The sequence below is a fragment of the Ekhidna sp. genome, from assembly GCF_040220215.1.
Classification (GTDB): domain Bacteria; phylum Bacteroidota; class Bacteroidia; order Cytophagales; family Cyclobacteriaceae; genus Ekhidna.
Window position 1 is genome coordinate 1 of sequence record NZ_JAVJTR010000013.1, and the last position, 17,092, is coordinate 17,092.

The following is a 17,092-nucleotide window of genomic DNA, read 5'->3' on the forward strand; positions in this document are numbered from 1 at the left end:
GGCTGATAGTGGGTTGGAAGCCGTGGAATCTCTTCGAATAAGAAAGACTCCACGCCTTTTTTCCCTCGCACTTCCAACTAAAAAAGGCTCTGAGTGACCTTAGGGTAGGTTTTTTATTGGTTTTATATCGAACTGAGGTTAAATTATATTTAACAGATTACCCCAACGGATGAAACTGTTGAACTTCTCTCAAGTTGTACATTCTTAGCCATTTGGTAATTACTGAAGCTCTGATTTGCTTGGCATTGATGAATTGATTTATCTAGTTGGGCAGATACGTATGAATCTCGGTCTTTTCTAGCAAAGGAAGCCAATTGTGACAAGTAAATGTGCAGAAATAGAAGGCCTCCTTCTCTTCGTGTATTCGATGCGTAGGCATGATCAAATATACTGCTACCTGTATTCCTCAGAGTCCGCTATTCCATCTCCCTGTCCTAGGGTGACTCTTAGGGGAATTAATACTTATTCTATGAATTTGATTTCAATCAAACCTTTACCTCCAGCATAGTCGATTGCACTGCTATACAGATAATCTTCAGGATTGTTTACAATTTGCTCAGTTAAAGGATTATTATGTATGTAATCTAATTTTTGCTGCATCATCTTTGAGTCAGAAAGTTCTATCGGATGATATTCATTTTGCCAAAAGCAATATTTTTGGTGCTTGTTGCTTTTTTCTGCCAGTTTTCTAAACATCCATAAAAGCCAATCCCTTCTACTCTCCTGGGGATTTTCTTCAATTGCTTTGGTTATTTTAACTGAGGTATACTTCTTAAAATCACGGATGATATCCTGGATATGTTCCTGACCATTCCTACCAACTATTAAATGAATATGATTTGGCATCAAACACCAACTATATATTTCTAATCCTTTATGCTCCTGGCAGTATTTCAGATTTTCAATAACAATTTCTTTATAAACAGGACGAGTAAAAACATCGATCCACTGAACTACACTAAAAGTCACAAAGTAGATTTTGTCCTGATCTCTGATTTTGTATTTTTCGCTCACACATCAAAAATAAGAACCTCATTTTACTAGTCACAAAAGTTTAATTACTAGTCTGTCACGGAAGTAACTTCCGCGCCAGTGGGGGATACTCTGAAAGTATACTGTAATAGTTTTTCAGATTGACTAGTAGAAATGCAAGATTGTCAAGCTTCACTTTCAACTCTGGATCTTTTCCATCTTCTGCTATAATATGCTTACAAGAGTCAATGATGGATCTCTCAACAAGAGTGTAATCTTCAGTATTCCAAGAGTCATTCGAATACCTGATATTGTCATCAGGTTCAATCATAATCATTTCTTCATCCTGCATTTGTAGTGAAATTTGAAACTATGAAGATAGAAGTTGCAGATGAACAGATGAAAAAATGAATGTTTTTAGATAATAATTAAGTGTTCATACAGATGATAGATACTTTTTGAGGGTTTATTTTTTACTTAATCAATCTATAGTAGATTGATATCAATAAAATTTCTCAAGAAGTTGTGTTTTAATATCTGTTCATCTGCCCTATAGTATTAGCATTACTTTCTTTCAAAGAAAACTCCAATATTCTATCTGTTGATCTGCCGAAATCATTCTGATCTCTACCAAATATTCTACCATGTCAATACTCAAAAAATGTAACTACCTGAAAATGAGAGAGCATAGAATTTAATACTATGATGCGTATCGTATCATTCAACAAACAACCTACTCATCAGACAATCAAACAACCTAGTCCCCTTCATCTGCCCGTCTGTATTCAAGTAGTAAATAGAGGAATTAAGCTGAATTACATTATTTCAACATGCTTTTGGATATATCCTTAATTGCCCCTTGAAGATTACCCCCTAAAAAACCAAAATCCCAACCGTATTGATGAAGGTGGGTTTTGATTATTCTTAATATCTAATTCAATCAATTGTTAAATAATCTAGGTCTAAAGAATCATAAGCACTTAAATCATTTACATCCTCAAACTCTCTAAAAAGAATTACTGGTTCTAAAGAATCTTCATGGGTTGTTATAGGCTTATGAGTCAGAGTAATCAAGTAAACACCTATAGAGTCAAACTCAAACTGAAATTCTTCGTCAACGGATAAATTAGGTAAAGCAATATTTAAGCTTTTGTCTCCAGCTTTCATTTTAACCTTTAGCAAACTATACTTATCAGCATAGTTGGCAGTTTTGATTTTCCCATTGAAAACTTGGCTCTCATCGAGGGCTACAATTACTTCTAATTCATTTGGATCATCTATTGTATTGCTAAACAATAAATATGCGTTTTCCTGATCTTTGGTATTGCATCCAAAAATCAAGCAACTAATTATTAAAAAATATTTTTTCATAATGGTATCATTGTTTTCCTACTGGTCTAGGTATTTTCTTTCCTTTGTATGCATCACTATCGGGACTGAGTTGAGTTGTTTTTGTAACCTTACCTTCTTCTCCAGTAGCTCTTGTCCAATTTTTCCCTTGATTTAATTTATCTCTATTGGCAAACATATCCAACAACTGACTTCCACTAAAATCACAAGGACAATCTCTATCATATGACATATAATTTTGAGAATTATTTGTTGATTCATCATTGTCTTGCCAACTATGATTTCTTCGTGCACTATGACCTAATTCATGGACTGTACGTTCAGCAACTTCACCCGCTGATCCACCCTCACTCCATAAATTCTTCATTCCATACTCTGCCATTCCAGCAGCGTCCCTAACGTTACCATTTTTATCAACTGCCTTACCTTCAACATCATCAACAATAGTTAACACATGATCGGATTCCGACACCTGATCCATTGAACTTACGTTATCAATACTAATATCTCCAGCTTTAAAAGTATAATTCAGATTAGCAGCAGCTACTCCATATGATCCTGAAAAAGCTTCTTTCAACATTGATCTTAGTTGGCCTTTAAGCTCATTCATATTTACACCTGATCTACTATTATTAAGTATTTTAATTGAAATATTAAAAGTAACCTCAATTTGTCTTACACCGTTTTCATCAACTTCATCCTTAGTTTTTACTGGATCGATTCTTCTTCCATCTGGGTCAATATAGTTGATAGGATTATTATAAGTATAATGGTACGGACTATGCATCATATATTCTCCTGCTAGCGGATCAACATTAAACCATCTACCTATATCAGGCATATACATTCTTGCTCCGTAATCTATCCAACCTAGCTCTTCGATTGTTTCTTTACCATTGAACTGGAACAATTGAGGCTCTGAAGCCGTCCTCACACTTTCATTAAACGTCAAACCAAAAGGATAGTAATCCTGCGTCGAAACTACATTCGTCTTGCCGTGATAAATAGTGAAATCGTCGAAGTTGACATTCACAGCCTCTTGATTTTCGTTACTTAAGTAGGCCAAAACATATCCGTCTTGTTCAAACGGAGGAAGATCAAGTGTGACCGAATCATGAGCTCCTACTCCTTGTGCTGCCGTTGATATCTGCTGAAAACCTGCAGATACATAGTTCATGTCTTTATCGAAGAAGATGTAATTGAGAAAAGCGCGTGGTGCTGAACTGGAACCACCTTTTCCACCCATGCCTGCAAGCTCCTGATCAAGTTCAGATTGATCTGGATTGATCAACGCACTGCCTTCTGCTCCACTTCCATAGGCATTGTGTTTTCAATACCAACAGGTAAAGCATATCATCCAGTACTTCAATGGTTTCTTCGAGGGATTGATTTTGGAGGAATTGAGATAGCTCGAGTTCTTTCATTGATTTTTATATTAAAATACAATACAAATATATATTGAATTATATTATAATTTAATAATATTTTATATTATCACACAATACATCTCATGTTTATTCTTTGATGCAAACACAGTTATTATGTTTGCTGTAGAAAAAAGCCAAGTGAATCGAATTAAAGAAGTATTGACTAAGCAAGGAAGAACCCAGACTTGGCTAGCAAGCCAGATTGGAAAAAGTTACGTTGTGGTAACAAATTATTGTAACAACAACACTCAACCCAGCATTGAAGTGCTTAAAAAAATCGCTCAAATTCTTGATGTAGATATACGAGAACTCCTAGTTCCCACCAAATAAAACCCTCCGAGTGGTGGGCTTTTAAAATTTTCTAGGAACTCTCGTAGCATGAGGACGAGAACAGAGGTATCAATATTTTAATCTTACACTGTCAATATCAATCAACTCAATATCATTTCTGATCTTAAAAGTATATGTTAATGAATCTTGGACTGTTTCTGTATAATCAGAATATTCCTTGATTTCATACTTGTTTTCAAATATTATTAATTCAATATCATTAACAGAAGCACTTTTTGTCTCACAATGAATTAACTCATATTCGGCATATTGCTTCATTAATCTGCATTGGTCTTTAGTGATATTGACAACTTCTATTAACTCAGATTCTTCATGCAAAAGCAGATAAAATGATTTTCCTCTAATTGAATTTAATAGTATTACCTTGGCATTTGAACTTATACTTTTATATGTATAAGCTCTAATTTTGGTTCCTGACCACCCTAAGTAGCTAGCTATGGATGTTATTAGTGAAGAATCAAGCTCTTCTAATTCATCTTTTTCTATATGATTTACATCTTTTTGGTAAATAGTTATTGAAGCTAAAGAAGCACTATTAACGGCTTCTTCCTTTTCAATCTTTTCAGTTGTTTGATGCCCTTGATCAGCCTCAGAGGCCACTTTACTGCATCCGAAAATAAAAATTAAAGAGCTTATAAATATTAGTCTCATTTGTCAAGAATTCCTTTCTTCTGAAGTCCAAATGTACCACTGGTTTGAATGATCACTTCCTTTAACTGTCCGGGAGGCCTCTTATCCGGTTTAGAATCCCATTTTTTGAAACCAGTAATTCTTTTGCCCCAATACTCCTTATTGCCTTTTTCCATTAATGTTGTTCTCCTTGGCCCTTCTGAACCTCCTGAATCGATCATTTTCAATGTAGTTATATTGCCATCCTTATCAAAAGCAACTTCAGTAATAATTCCAGTATGTCCAGTAGGGTTATCTTTCCCAGACTTACTATTGTCAAGTATTACTAAATTTCCAGGAACTACATCCGACTCATCTACAGATGTCAATGCGTCATTTGTTCTTTGAACCCCACCTCCTTCATCACTTTGAGAAATTGGATCTGCCTCACCACCTGCTACTACACATGCTGATGTCATTCCAGAGCAGTCAACGTTTTCTCCGGGACCTCCTTTAGCTCCCTCTACCCATGAACTTCCGGGGTTCTGATCTACAAATTCTTCTGCTTTTGCTAAAGCATTAGCTCTTTGAGTGGAATCAGAACCAAGTGGATCAGCAAATGAAAGGGGATTATTAGTATTCCATGCGTAAGGAGATTCATGATGTTTTATAATTGGATCAATCATTAAAAACCTAGCAATAGCAGGATCATACATTCTATACTCCATTGGTTGTAACCATCCAGTTTCTTCTTGCTCTTCCATTCCATTGTACTTGTATTTCTGAGGCGTACTTGCCGTTCTGGAGTACGAGTTAAATTCCAGCCCAAAGGGAGTATAACTATCGCAAAAAATTACCGATCACACTTTTTCTCCTAGTGCCATCCAAACAAAAAACTAAAGAACTTTTTAGGCCTTCTGCCTACCGCTAAGGTAGTAATTTCTTCAGTTGAGTGAGGTGCTATCCAAAAGCAATGTATAAGCCAATGAGGCCAATGATGATTCCAATGATCGTATACAATCCTTGATGCTTTTGGAAGTGATTTCTAAACTTGTTGTAATAAAGATCAAGTGGGATAGGCTTTATTTCTTTAAAGGCTTTCTTAGCCATTTCCTCTTTGTCTACTGCATTTTGAACAGCATCTCTATGCTTGTAGATCAGTCTATCACCGTTTCTAGTGGTTGAGAAGAAGCTAATTTCATCTTTAACTACTTCCCTTATATACCCACGTCCTCTAAGCCATTCGAGCATTTCTCTTGCCACAGTTCTTTCGACTCGAAGATTTAACTCGTCTATTGATTTTTGCTTTTGAGTATCACCGATCGTTTGAAGCATGATAAACATTTGCCTATATGGATATCTAAGTTCAGTCCATCTCATATAATGTTTTTAAAGTCAAGTTACCCAAAGAACCCCTTACCTTCCACTTTTACATAACATGCTCTTATACAAGCTCCTCGGATTGGTTTGATTTTCATTTGGCCTGTGGGTTGTATAAGCATATTATGTAAAGTACCCTTCGGGATACCCGTGTCCAGTTCAGGGCTTCTTTGGTTTCGACATCAGACCGATCAATGAAGCTTTGGTCTGTGCGTTGATCTGTGCGGATTCATTGATTGGGGTGATGGGCCAAGCAGCTACTCTTTTTCTCTGTGTGGTGATTGATCAGATGCGCGGCATGCTTGCATGATCTGGCCTGTGCGACAGACAGGTAAAACAGCCTTGAGCTAGCGTTGGGATTTTGTGCGGCGAGCCGTCTGCGAGTGCGAAGGAGGCCTGCCAGATGAAGGGCGATTAGCCCGCCTGGCAATGTGGCTTTAGCCAGTCCGACTGAGCCAGCAGGCTCGCATTAACACAGGCTGTGAGTGGATGTGGCCAGTGCTGGCAGAGGTGGGTTTGTGGGTTGTCAGCTCTGACATCAGACACAGTAACAGCCGTGAGGAAGAAGGCAGGCTAAGCAACCTACATGACAGACTCGTAGACCCGAAGGGCTGGAAGGTGCTGTAAGCTCCTGAACAGGTCTGGCGTGAAGGATGCAAGCCAACTGATGACGAACACCGCTTTACCTGTGGGGTGAAGGCCTTAAGCCGAACGAAGCGGGGGCAACTTACCTATCAATAAAATTCTTTATCAGATACCTTAGATTAGTCGTATGGAAAAAAAGATACTCTGGTTTTTATTAGGTGGATTGGGCTTATTCTTAGTAGTCGCTTTCCTTTATCAACAGCTCATTAATGCATTTGCTTCTTTCGCTAAAAAAGAGCCGATTGGATTCTTTGATGTTGATTTTACGATAGTTGGGATTATTACGATTTTACTGGTTTTGATAGGTGTTACCTCGGTGCTAAAAAAGGGAACTTAGCCCAACGGATGGAACTGCTGAACTTCTTCTATCAGCCCTTCCATTTCGTTTTCTAAATAACCTTCTGTGCTGCTGATGTAGCGGTGGCCAGCCAGATATTGAACTTCTCTTAGATTATACATTCTTAGCCATTTGGTGATCACAGAAGCTCGGATCTGTTTTGCATTCTTTACACTCGGATTGATCTTTCTAACCTTGATCATGAGTTGGGTCATGTAGTTGCTAAAGTTGTCTGCATTTCCACCATCTCCTATAAACAGATTCTCATTTTCCTGTCGCTCCTGATATTTCCGCTTGGGTTGGATTGCTTTGATTTCTTCTCTCACTTTCAACACATAATTGTACATCTCCATCACTTGGTGAGCTTCCAGTTTCAACTTCCTTCCATTGCTTCTCCTGCTACCTTTCACATCAATAATTCCTTGTCTTAGATCAATGTCTTTCACTTCCAGTTTTGCCAGTTCACTTGTATTTAATGCCTGATTCACTAACAGTCCTAACATCACTTTATTCCTGATCCCTTTGGGCGATTCGTCTTGATACTTATGGTACAAGCTCTGTAATTCGTGTGGTTCCAAGATGTGGTACAATACCTTTCTTTTTACCCCTTTCACTTCTATCTCCGAAGCTGGGTTACTGCTGATCTTTTCTTCTCTCAACAAGTGCTCGAAGTAGTGTTTGATTACACTCATGTAAGCTTGGATTGTTCGCTGTGAAGCTCCTTTTCTACTCCTGTATTTCATGTACAGCATCAGATCATTATAACCCACTTCTTCAGCTCTCAGATTCTCTTTTTTCAACCACACCTTAAACTGATCGATCACATTCATTCCCGATCTTATGCTGCCATTTGTAAACGCTTTGGATTTCAGGTATTCTTCAAAACTCATCTTCTGATAGTCGGATTGGATCATAGTTGCTGATGTTATTAAATGGTTGTTCTCGTTCTTGCCTGATGCCTGTAATGTGGGTGTAGATCTGTGTGCTTTCTAAACTTCCATGTCCTAAAAATCTGCTGATACTTTCCAGCTTCATTCCTGCTTTGAGTAAGTGAGTTGCTATTGAGTGCCTGAGTGTGTGCAGTCCGATTTCCTTTTCTATCAAGTCTACATTTCCCGTATAGTATTGCAGTCGCTTTAATCTCACGAACAAGCTTTGTCCCTGCATTCTTTTGATCGTATTAGAACCAATGAACAACGCATCTGATTTGCTGCCTTTTAATAATTCTGGTCTGTGATCGTAGATGTAATCGGATAGGTATTTCAGGTTGGTTTTGCTGACTGGGACAAAGCGCTCTTTGTAGTTCTTTCCTTTCCGAACATGCAACACAGATCGATCAAAATTCACATCAACAACATCCAGCGCTACACCTTCACTTCTCCTTAATCCACACCCGTAAAACACTGCTAACATTGCCCGATCCCTTGCCTGTATTGCTTCTACTACTTCTGCTGATTTGTTGTAAGTCCCTGTCGCTTTTTTTACTGCTTTGAACAGTTCGTTGATTTCTTCTTCTGTCAGATAAATGAGCTTGTGTTCTGTCTCTTCATCTTTCAGGTTCACTTCCGGTATTTCTAACCTTCCTGCTCTTCTTAGGTATGTCGTAAACTTTCTAATCGCTTGGATATGCTTGTTCAGATGTGCATTGCTCAACCCACCACCACGTCTTTGATTGCTCCGTTCTTTCAGTCTTTGGTAATAGCTCTCTATCAGTTTCTGGTTCAGTTCTTTGATGTTGTGGATGTCTTTGGATTCCAGATAGTGAAGTAGCTCCCGGATGTGATTAGGAAGATTGTAAACCGTACTTGGTGCATAACCCTGAACATCCAGCCATTCCCTAAAACTCTGCTCTAGGTAACGATAAGAGTCATTTTGTAGGATTAGCTTTTTCACTCGGTTGGTGTTTCTGTTTTGAACTGAACTACTTTTATTTTCTGGCTTTATGGATTGTATTCGTTGATAAGAAGTTCATTTATGCCTTTGAACTTCTTTTGGACTTACTGAACTTCTTAATCTCATTCACGATGTTATCCAGCACACTTTCGATCCGTTGGTTCCTTTGCTTCTGATCTTCATAGCTTGTTACTTCATAGTTGAAGCCGTTCTTCTTATCTCCCTTTACTTTCTGAACCAAACCCCATTCCTGCAGAGCGATCATGTACCGCTTTTGATTACTGGCATTCACTCTAAGTTCTCTTCTTGCTGCTCCATTCGTGAAGCTGTTCTTATCCTCTTTTTGTAGCCAGTCTTTCAATCGCTCGAAGTAGTTCCTGGTCGCTCCATTCAGATCATCTGATTTCCTGAGCAATATTTCCTTCATCAACTTGTTCGCTTCTTCTATGTCTTCCAGTGTTGTTTCAATGAACTCTTCTCCGGTTTCTTCATCTGCCTTTCGTTCTCTCTGATATTGATGGTAAAAGGTTACTGCTTCAATGAAGGCCAGATAATGCGCATTTGTCCTTCTTGGTTTAAACACTTCTTTTGGGATGTGAAGCATTTCAGCAAAAGGGTTTCTAATGGCCACAGGCTGTAATACTCGTTGCATGTTCTGGAACTGCTCAATGATGCTCCATTGCTCTGATAAGTCAACTTTACCAGCACTCAACTTCCTCTGATAATCCATGATTCGTTCGTCCTGTTCAGCACTTTCATCCACATAGATCAGGAAGCTTCGATTTGCATTGTCCTCATAGATGCTCTCTTTTGTCGTACATCCTGAGACACACACTGGCCCTTCTACTTTTAGTGTTACTGTTCGAGTTTCTCCTTTGGTGTTCTTGATTACTACCGTCTTGGTTACTTGTCTTTTCGATTTGATTTCTCTGAGTGGATACAGTACTTCATCCGTCCCGTCCAGATCCTCTATCAAGATCAGTTTGTTTCTCAACTCCTGTTGTCCGAAGTAGTAAAAGGCATTTCCTGATAGTGTGGTGATTTCCAGTTTATCTTCATCTGGTATCAGAGCTGATACTTTCTCCTGTAAATGTGTCTTTCCATTTCCTGAACTTCCTAAACTGATGATGTGAAGTGGATTATCCCTTTTCCTACTTGTGAAGATCAGATACATTAAAAGCCGATTGTCTTCTTCTCCAATCACTCCTGATCTTCCTATGTCCTCCATTGTTCGAGCCATCAGGTTTGGAGCTTTTAGATATTTCTGAGCTTCTTTGATTTCTTCCGTTGATAGTAGCTTTCTCTTGTCTGTTTTGCTGGTTTGCCGCTCAATTTCTTCTAGTCTGTATTTTTCTAGCTCATCAGTCAGGTCTGTCAGTGCTGCTGCCGCTACACTAGTTCCGATCTCTAACCTTTCTGCTATTTTCCGGATCAGCTTCTCCGTTTGGTTGTCATTGTACAAGTCCAGATTGTGCCTGATACTCAGATGCTCTACCTGAACCTTTAATGTTACTCTCATTCTGTCTAAGCCTTCTAAGCGGATTCCGCCCAAAACTGCTATGTCCATTGGAGTGTGCTTGTAAATGATGTGATCGGAGTTGGTGGTGTCGAGCTTGCTAACTGTATTCATAAACTTTTGGAATAATATGTCCACTCAACAAACATACCTTATTGGATATATTTATCCAATACAGATTTATCTATTTTGATACTTAGCACTTAAAACAATAGTTTTATGGATACAAAAATCCATTTATGAACATCGGAGAGCGTATAAAGAAGTTAAGAGAAGCAAGGGGGATGACCCAAAAAGAAGTCGCCCTGTCCCTCAAAATGGATCAATCACAGTATTCTAAGATTGAAAAGGGTAAAACCGATCCCACCACAACTACATTGGATAAGATCGCTAAAGCGATTGGTGTAGAGATTGCCGACTTCTTTATTTCTAATGATCCGCTGGAAGATGTAAACTCTATTGATAAGTCTACACTGCAAAAACTTCAGATTCTCGAACAGCTGGATGAAGATGAGAAGCAATCTATATTCAAGATCATTGACGGATTGATTTCTAAAAAGAAGCTAAAGGACACACTTAGCAACGCACTTAGTGGAGCATAAAAAAAAGGACAGCTAAAACAGCTGCCCCTTTCTTTTACTTATCAAATACAGCTTACGCTGCTTTCACTTTACAACTCCAACGAGGGTGATTATCACTCTTAAAGCGATTATTCTCCCATTGTAACGGTTGTAGGTTTGATAGAGCATCTGTTCCTCCTTTGGAAGCAGGTATAATATGATCTATTTCCCAACCGTATTCTGAGTCTGTGTTACCATACTCAGTACGTTTCATCCAAGCACCACAAGTGTCCTTTCTTACAGAACTACTGTCATAACCTGGAACCGTTTGTCCCTTCCGCCATACTGCTTCTACAGTGACGGCATCAAAATTTGCACCTCTCGTAGTGGTGCTTCTTCGTCTAAAATTTACCATTGGCTTTAATATTTATTTATTAATAATTCAATGGCAGCCTGTATATTTGTTTTTCAACAAAAAAGGAATATCCACAGAGGTGATAAGCCTCCGTGACTCAAAAGACACTTTGATATTCCAAAATTCCCCAGTCCGGCTGCAACTGTTCTGGGGTTTTTTATGAGTTTTATTTCAATTTGTGCTTATCTATCACCTTCTTTTTGTCAGTTTATAAAATGTCATTCCATCTTGCTCCATATTCACTATGTCGAAGATGATCTTTTCTTCTCTGTAGTCCATACCTGCATCATCAAGTATGTGCTTTATTCTCATGTAGTAATACGCTCCAGCCTTACTAACTTTAAAAACCTTATCTGCTCCTTCATGTGAAGGAATTAGATACAGGTTGTCATCATCAGGGTCATCTGCGTTTGTAGCTACTTGAAAATAGTTCTGACTATCCAGCTTCAACCTCTTAGCTGCACCACTTGAGAAGCCTAGTTTACCATTCTTGTGAACGGTGGCCTTAACTACCCCTATGGACTCTTGCGGCTCTTTTATGTCAAATTTTATCATAGTCCTTACAAAGATATATACAAATTCTAATAATCATACAAGTACATTCTCTAATCTATCCACAAATTATACCCACTTTTCCACGCATATTGTATATATGTTTTTATATATAAAAATATTTTATAAAAAATAATTCCTAATATCATTAGGAGTGCGCTTTTAAATACTTTTTAAAATCCTTTTAAATACCTTTTAAATACTTTTTAAATAGTGTATAAACTGATTGAAAAAGAGCATAAAAAAACCCTCACATTTCTGCGAGGGTTTTATATCTATTTTCTTAATAATTAGTCACAGTAACATATTACTACATTTTCTGTATAGTCTTTAAGGCTGTCTAGTTTTGTTTTTACCTTCTCATTCCAAAGCTTTTGATTGATGACAACCGTACCGTAGTTGGTTTGAGCATCATATAAGCTTGAGTTATCAGTAAATTCTTTAAAACTCAAGTCAAAAAGGTCATTCAAATCATCCTCATTAATACAATTTCTATATTCTTCTAAATACCTCTTTCTAAATCTTCGTGCTGATAATTCAATCAAATGAAAGTGTACTTGCTCGTGACTTAAAAGTAAATCTGTTGTATCTGTAGTCCAAGATGTGTTTCTGTAAAAGACAGATTTTAGTAAATAACAGCCAACCATAGAATCTACCCCAACAAACTCCAAACCAACCGAAGAGGCTGCATTGGCAAGTCGATTGCTTTCAATTGCAAAAGACAATGAATCAGAGTTGCCTTGAAAATCATCCCAGGTTAAGTCATAGCTATCCGTCCAAAAAATAACACTATCAACCTTTTGGCCTAACATTTTTAGAGGTAGCAATATGATAAGCACAAGTATTATTTTCATTCTTTTCTCTTAAAGTCTAACCTAAACCCAGGAGTTGTAACACCATCTAAATCTTGATATAGCGGTCTACCACCAATCTCAATTTGATCTTCAGGTACACCAAGTTCGATCAATGCATCTCTAACAGCTCTCGCTCTATCGTTTAATAAGTTTTCCAAATTATAACCATTCAGGGCTTTCCCATTTCTAACAACAGGCGTGCCAGCATGTCTTCCCCAAGTAAGATTTGTTGATGCTCTAATAATTACCCTCATATCTTTATTGCTCATCAACGATCTGTAAGCATCAGCAAGTGATCTCTTTGCTCCTTGCGGATGCCTGAACTCATCAGATCCGCCATGGAATAGATTACTTCTAAATTCCAAAGTACTACCGGGTACAACATCCCTTCCTCTAGGTGGTATTGGCGTTGGTTTAGGAAAATCTTTCTGTGCTATTAACTCTGGTGGATCTTTTCTACCGCCCCAATCAATTTCTGGCGGATCAAAGGAAGGTTTATCAATATTTCCCACAGGAGTACTTGCAATTGCAGATGTATTATTACGTGATGTTGAGGTTCCTCTACGACTCCCACCTCTTGTTTGGGCTACAAATACTTCCCCTTTGTGCTTGCCAACTGCAACTCCAGCTGCATTACTCCCTTTCAAGGCATTTCCAATTCTATTAACAGTTGCCCTAAGTCTTATCCACCATTTAGGAGCTAATCCAGTCGGGTCATTGTACCCAATTGGGTTATTGAACGCAAACTGATAAGGGTTTATTCCAGGTAAGAAGTCAGCTAAAGGATCGATTTGCATGAACCTGCCAATAGCAGGGTCATACCCTCTGAATAAAGTCTCATATGTATTTGTAACTGGATTTAACTCTGCACCTCCATTGAAAAGGTAATTCTGAGGGCTTGAAGCAGTTCTTCTATAGGAGTTAAAAGCCAAACCAAAAGGATAGTAATCCTGCGTCGAAACAACATTCGTCTTGCCGTGGTAGATCTCCAGGTCATCCCAGCTAACAATCAACTCACTTGACTGATCTGTTTCATTCGATAAATAAACAAGTAGATATCCATCTTGATCTGCTATGAAATTATCTGCAATCACTTGTACAGATGACCCATTTGATGACATTGTAATCTGCTCAAATCCTGCAGTGATATAATTCATTTCTCGATCAAAGAAGATGTAATTGATAAATGCAGGAGGAGCAGTCGTCGAAGTAGATCTTCCTCCTAATAGCGTTCCATTTCCAAATGCATTGTCAAAGTTTGTTTGAGTAACTGTTGATCCTTCAGCCGCGTAGCTTGAACTAAATGCTCCAAAAAGAGCTGTTTCTATTAATCCAGCTGCTAGATCGTAAGATGATCCCGCATCGTTGTAATAGGCATATGCACTTACCTTAACAGTATCACGCTTATTTATTTGCAAAAATGTGTTGAGATCCAAACCGTCATTCAACAGATTGCTATTTTTTGACACATATGTCCCGCTATTGGCTTCCCCAGAAACGGTCTCACTCTCAGCTACATAGTTTGAGAAACTTTCAGATTCATTACTATTCTCCATGGTAGCCACCATCGTATAATTCTCAGGCTCAGTACTAAACGTCACACGTACGTTACCCAGGTGGTCTTTTAGGTGGTATTGGTAGTCCCATTCATCATTTTTAGGGACTATGCGGCCTTCTTCATGCTGAATCAGCTGCAATTCACCATCTTCGTATATAAACTCTCCTACATAGTCGGTGGTTTTCTCAAGGGTTCCATCCTTATACACCTTTTGCTGTAGTTTGATGCCTGCTGCGTCGTATAAATACTCGATACGGCCTGACCCTTCGACGGTGCTCAGGGTGACAGCCGTAGGAAGATTCAGATGGTTGTATTCAATGGAAGTGATGCCTTTGTTGGCATCTGAGATCATGTTGCCGTTGGCATCATAGGTGTAGTCGGTACCGTAACCTGAGCTACCATTGTCGAAACCTTCAGAGCCGTTTGAGTCTGTTACTTTGAGAAGCTGGTTCCCATTATAGGTATAAGTAAGGTTGTCTACGTTCGATCCATTTTCTCCTTTTCGTATCAGGCGTTTAATGTTTCCATTGAGGTCATATCCCGGAACCTGTACATCGAAAGCGTTGGAACCTGAAGATTTATCCTGATAATGCCGTGCATCAGTTAGACGGTTAAGTCCATCGTATGCATACGAGTAGGCACGCTCACTATAGCCAGAACCATTAGCATCGTAGTTGCTCCATTCCATGGCGGAAATGTTGCCGTTGAAATTTTTTCTCGAATCCAGTGGATTGTCATTGTAGTGGAGTTTCATCCCAAACAGGTGCGTATCGTCCGTACTTGCCGGATCATTGATAGCTGTAAGCCAGCCACGGATGTTGTAGGAATAATCCAGGAATTGCTCTCCTTCGTGTAAGTCTTTGGTAATTAGCTCACCCAGCTCATTGTATTCATTATGAGCAATTCTTTCCTCTGGGTTGTCGTCTAGCTTATGAAACGTATTGACCAACCGATCCATATGGTCGTAGGTAAATCGCCGTTTGATAGTGGTTGTAGTACTTCCATCCGAATGAGCGGTCTGCGTTTTACGAAGGTTCCCAACAAAATCATACTGGTTGCTCGTGATATCTGTTCCTCCCAGGTGATTTTCGGAAACCATTTGTATGGGTCGGTATTTGTTGTCGTAGTATGTTATGCTCTCGATGTAACCTTCTGTTCCAACCATTTGAGTTTTCATTCCTGTTACTTGTCCTTTTACTTGGAGGTTCTCCTCTGGGAGTAAGTGAAATTCATCTACATTTGAAGGGTCTACCGTGGGGTCGAAATCCGGGACTAATTCAAAGTTAAATCCTGCAAGGTGTGTTAAAACACCTTCATCGTCTACAAAGCTATGGTTGTCGTAATACGTGACGGTAAGAATTTCTTTTACTGTGCCACCACTCTCGGTCACAAAGGGATAAGATTGATTGTCATATCCATGCTCGCCACTTCCATCATAGGCCAGGTAGCGGTTGTCAATGGTCATGATATGTGCCTGCATGCCTTCCTGTGATTGGCGGTTTGGATCATTATCCGTGATGATCCCGGTCATGACGGGCCTGTTTAGAGCATCATAGCTGGTAAACAGCCACTCATTGTTTTCACGCTGTTTGCCATCCTGGGAGAGGACGAGTCTGTCCCATTTATCATAGACCATATGAACGGCTTCTGATCCGGGTACTTTTTTCGAGATCATGCGGCCTCTGCCGTCATAATCATACTGGAAGGCATATGCATCTAACGTTTCCGAAGTAATAATTGAGTTAATAGCTTTAAGTTCAAAGCCAGGTTTGACTGTAACGTTATTAGGGATAGTTACCGTTATGTCTCCCATGTAAACAAATTTGTCCGTGTCCTCTGTTTGATTTATTGTATAGTCTGACGTAATGAGTGTGTAGTTATTCCAGTTGATTCCTGCACTGCTGTTATTCAATATAACCAGCGATTCAGGTGGAAGGACAACACGTAGATTCCCAAAATCGTCGTAGATATAATAGGTATCAGCCCATTTATTTTGGGTCAGATACAATCTTTTCAAAATGGTTTGGCCTTGTTTGTTTGTATAAGTCACGGTCTTATTACCGTCCTCATCTATTACTGAATTCTTGTACAGAGAATTGCCTGGATAGAAGTTCCCAATAATGGTGCTCAGGTTAGAATTATCCCAGAGGATCACTTCATTTTCATCATTGAATCCATATTCATAATTGATTGTAGCAGCTCCTATCTTCCAATCGTCACCCGGAGAAGCTTGCTCCAACGGCCTGTTAAGTGGTGTATCTTCAAATCGGGTTTCGCTGAAAGCATAATCTCCATCTGCCCCATAAGGACTATAAAATGAGCTTTGCTCGGAAACTGGATCGACCCTAAATGCCATATTGGCTAGACCTGAACTATATGGTAAATAACTTTTGACCTGTCGCCCATACTGATCGTATTCAATCGGTGTAACCATATCTTTCTCGTCACCAGATCCCCACCTTGTAATGGTTTGAATTGATCTTCCAAGTCCATCCATATACTGAACAGATTGCTTGGTAAGGCTATTACTGCCACTTGAAATGATCGAGGTGGTAGTTTCTTGTCTGGCAGTGACAGTCTTTACATAGTTCTTAGTTGCAGTCTGTCCCAATGCACTAAAAACAAGGAATACAACGGTGATTATTGTGATAATTCTTTTCATTGTGATTAGCT

18 protein-coding genes are annotated in these 17,092 nt (G+C 38.9%); 3 read left to right on the top strand and 15 right to left on the bottom strand.

Annotated features, from left to right (window positions below; genetic code table 11):
* Positions 1 to 462: 462 nt before the first annotated feature.
* The 5 genes from RIC88_RS07520 to RIC88_RS07540 all read right to left on the bottom strand — a co-directional run bounded on the left by RIC88_RS07520 (position 463) and on the right by RIC88_RS07540 (position 3,746).
* A complete protein-coding gene (locus RIC88_RS07520) occupies positions 463 to 1,014 on the bottom strand; it encodes an REP-associated tyrosine transposase (protein WP_350216915.1) in 552 nt (183 codons plus the stop codon).
* A gap of 55 nt (positions 1,015 to 1,069) precedes the next feature.
* Positions 1,070 to 1,324 (bottom strand): hypothetical protein, encoded by a 255-nt coding sequence (locus RIC88_RS07525; RefSeq protein WP_350216916.1) that lies wholly within the window; start codon positions 1,322 to 1,324, stop codon positions 1,070 to 1,072.
* A gap of 584 nt (positions 1,325 to 1,908) precedes the next feature.
* The gene (locus RIC88_RS07530; protein ID WP_350216917.1) at positions 1,909 to 2,343 is read right to left on the bottom strand and encodes a hypothetical protein; all 435 of its coding nucleotides are present in this window, start codon (positions 2,341 to 2,343) and stop codon (positions 1,909 to 1,911) included.
* Positions 2,344 to 2,350: 7 nt separating this feature from the next.
* The gene (locus tag RIC88_RS07535) at positions 2,351 to 3,613 is read right to left on the bottom strand and encodes an RHS repeat-associated core domain-containing protein (protein ID WP_350216918.1); all 1,263 of its coding nucleotides are present in this window, start codon (positions 3,611 to 3,613) and stop codon (positions 2,351 to 2,353) included.
* The gene (locus RIC88_RS07540) at positions 3,591 to 3,746 is read right to left on the bottom strand and encodes a hypothetical protein (RefSeq protein ID WP_350216919.1); all 156 of its coding nucleotides are present in this window, start codon (positions 3,744 to 3,746) and stop codon (positions 3,591 to 3,593) included. The genes RIC88_RS07535 and RIC88_RS07540 overlap by 23 nt, the downstream gene beginning before the upstream one ends.
* Before the next feature lie 117 nt (positions 3,747 to 3,863).
* Here RIC88_RS07540 and RIC88_RS07545 point away from each other — a divergent pair, with 117 nt between their 5' ends.
* A complete protein-coding gene (locus RIC88_RS07545) occupies positions 3,864 to 4,079 on the top strand; it encodes a helix-turn-helix transcriptional regulator (protein WP_350216920.1) in 216 nt (71 codons plus the stop codon).
* A 69-nt stretch (positions 4,080 to 4,148) separates the two neighbouring features.
* On the opposite strand, the gene RIC88_RS07550 is transcribed toward RIC88_RS07545, so the two are convergent.
* The 3 genes from RIC88_RS07550 to RIC88_RS07560 all read right to left on the bottom strand — a co-directional run bounded on the left by RIC88_RS07550 (position 4,149) and on the right by RIC88_RS07560 (position 6,089).
* On the bottom strand, positions 4,149 to 4,751 hold the full coding sequence (locus tag RIC88_RS07550; protein WP_350216921.1) for a hypothetical protein: 603 nt from the start codon (positions 4,749 to 4,751) through the stop codon (positions 4,149 to 4,151).
* Positions 4,748 to 5,563, bottom strand: coding sequence for an RHS repeat-associated core domain-containing protein (locus tag RIC88_RS07555; RefSeq protein ID WP_350217056.1), 816 nt, complete (start codon positions 5,561 to 5,563; stop codon positions 4,748 to 4,750). Before RIC88_RS07555 ends, RIC88_RS07550 begins: the two co-directional genes overlap by 4 nt.
* A gap of 106 nt (positions 5,564 to 5,669) precedes the next feature.
* A complete protein-coding gene (locus RIC88_RS07560) occupies positions 5,670 to 6,089 on the bottom strand; it encodes a hypothetical protein (RefSeq protein ID WP_350216922.1) in 420 nt (139 codons plus the stop codon).
* Between the two features lie 772 nt (positions 6,090 to 6,861).
* On the opposite strand from RIC88_RS07560, the gene RIC88_RS07565 reads away from it, so the two are divergent.
* Positions 6,862 to 7,071, top strand: a complete 210-nt coding sequence (locus RIC88_RS07565; protein ID WP_350216923.1) for a hypothetical protein — start codon at positions 6,862 to 6,864, stop codon at positions 7,069 to 7,071.
* On the opposite strand, the gene RIC88_RS07570 is transcribed toward RIC88_RS07565, so the two are convergent.
* The 3 genes from RIC88_RS07570 to RIC88_RS07580 all read right to left on the bottom strand — a co-directional run bounded on the left by RIC88_RS07570 (position 7,068) and on the right by RIC88_RS07580 (position 10,594).
* A complete protein-coding gene (locus RIC88_RS07570) occupies positions 7,068 to 7,985 on the bottom strand; it encodes a tyrosine-type recombinase/integrase (protein WP_350216924.1) in 918 nt (305 codons plus the stop codon). The two genes, RIC88_RS07565 and RIC88_RS07570, sit on opposite strands and share 4 nt — an antisense overlap.
* Positions 7,951 to 8,964 carry a tyrosine-type recombinase/integrase gene (locus tag RIC88_RS07575; RefSeq protein ID WP_350216926.1) on the bottom strand — a complete coding sequence of 338 codons (1,014 nt, stop codon included), beginning with the start codon at positions 8,962 to 8,964 and terminating at the stop codon, positions 7,951 to 7,953. Before RIC88_RS07575 ends, RIC88_RS07570 begins: the two co-directional genes overlap by 35 nt.
* 79 nt (positions 8,965 to 9,043) lie before the next feature.
* The gene (locus RIC88_RS07580; RefSeq protein WP_350216927.1) at positions 9,044 to 10,594 is read right to left on the bottom strand and encodes an MTBMA_p00010-related P-loop-containing protein; all 1,551 of its coding nucleotides are present in this window, start codon (positions 10,592 to 10,594) and stop codon (positions 9,044 to 9,046) included.
* A 125-nt stretch (positions 10,595 to 10,719) separates the two neighbouring features.
* Here RIC88_RS07580 and RIC88_RS07585 point away from each other — a divergent pair, with 125 nt between their 5' ends.
* Positions 10,720 to 11,082 carry a helix-turn-helix domain-containing protein gene (locus RIC88_RS07585; RefSeq protein WP_350216928.1) on the top strand — a complete coding sequence of 121 codons (363 nt, stop codon included), beginning with the start codon at positions 10,720 to 10,722 and terminating at the stop codon, positions 11,080 to 11,082.
* Between the two features lie 52 nt (positions 11,083 to 11,134).
* Here RIC88_RS07585 and RIC88_RS07590 read toward each other — a convergent pair whose 3' ends face one another.
* From RIC88_RS07590 to RIC88_RS07605, 4 genes are all read right to left on the bottom strand, one after another.
* Complete coding sequence (locus RIC88_RS07590; protein ID WP_350216929.1) at positions 11,135 to 11,455, bottom strand: HNH endonuclease signature motif containing protein; 321 nt, start codon at positions 11,453 to 11,455, stop codon at positions 11,135 to 11,137.
* 189 nt (positions 11,456 to 11,644) lie between these two features.
* Complete coding sequence (locus tag RIC88_RS07595; protein ID WP_350216930.1) at positions 11,645 to 12,010, bottom strand: hypothetical protein; 366 nt, start codon at positions 12,008 to 12,010, stop codon at positions 11,645 to 11,647.
* A 287-nt stretch (positions 12,011 to 12,297) separates the two neighbouring features.
* Positions 12,298 to 12,861: a hypothetical protein gene (locus RIC88_RS07600; RefSeq protein ID WP_350216931.1), complete on the bottom strand. Its 564-nt coding sequence runs from the start codon at positions 12,859 to 12,861 to the stop codon at positions 12,298 to 12,300.
* Complete coding sequence (locus tag RIC88_RS07605; protein ID WP_350216932.1) at positions 12,858 to 17,081, bottom strand: DUF6443 domain-containing protein; 4,224 nt, start codon at positions 17,079 to 17,081, stop codon at positions 12,858 to 12,860. The genes RIC88_RS07600 and RIC88_RS07605 overlap by 4 nt, the downstream gene beginning before the upstream one ends.
* Positions 17,082 to 17,092: the final 11 nt, after the last annotated feature.

Bases quoted from the DNA above. Each gene is read 5' to 3' on its own strand.
- RIC88_RS07565 (WP_350216923.1), top strand. From the start codon at position 6,862: ATGGAAAAAAAGATACTCTGGTTTTTATTAGGTGGATTGGGCTTATTC.
- RIC88_RS07570 (WP_350216924.1), bottom strand. From the start codon at position 7,985: ATGATCCAATCCGACTATCAGAAGATGAGTTTTGAAGAATACCTGAAA.
- RIC88_RS07600 (WP_350216931.1), bottom strand. From the start codon at position 12,861: ATGAAAATAATACTTGTGCTTATCATATTGCTACCTCTAAAAATGTTA.
- RIC88_RS07560 (WP_350216922.1), bottom strand. From the start codon at position 6,089: ATGAGATGGACTGAACTTAGATATCCATATAGGCAAATGTTTATCATG.
- RIC88_RS07530 (WP_350216917.1), bottom strand. From the start codon at position 2,343: ATGAAAAAATATTTTTTAATAATTAGTTGCTTGATTTTTGGATGCAAT.
- RIC88_RS07545 (WP_350216920.1), top strand. From the start codon at position 3,864: ATGTTTGCTGTAGAAAAAAGCCAAGTGAATCGAATTAAAGAAGTATTG.
- RIC88_RS07590 (WP_350216929.1), bottom strand. From the start codon at position 11,455: ATGGTAAATTTTAGACGAAGAAGCACCACTACGAGAGGTGCAAATTTT.
- RIC88_RS07605 (WP_350216932.1), bottom strand. From the start codon at position 17,081: ATGAAAAGAATTATCACAATAATCACCGTTGTATTCCTTGTTTTTAGT.
- RIC88_RS07595 (WP_350216930.1), bottom strand. From the start codon at position 12,010: ATGATAAAATTTGACATAAAAGAGCCGCAAGAGTCCATAGGGGTAGTT.
- RIC88_RS07540 (WP_350216919.1), bottom strand. From the start codon at position 3,746: ATGAAAGAACTCGAGCTATCTCAATTCCTCCAAAATCAATCCCTCGAA.
- RIC88_RS07580 (WP_350216927.1), bottom strand. From the start codon at position 10,594: ATGAATACAGTTAGCAAGCTCGACACCACCAACTCCGATCACATCATT.
- RIC88_RS07525 (WP_350216916.1), bottom strand. From the start codon at position 1,324: ATGCAGGATGAAGAAATGATTATGATTGAACCTGATGACAATATCAGG.
- RIC88_RS07550 (WP_350216921.1), bottom strand. From the start codon at position 4,751: ATGAGACTAATATTTATAAGCTCTTTAATTTTTATTTTCGGATGCAGT.
- RIC88_RS07585 (WP_350216928.1), top strand. From the start codon at position 10,720: ATGAACATCGGAGAGCGTATAAAGAAGTTAAGAGAAGCAAGGGGGATG.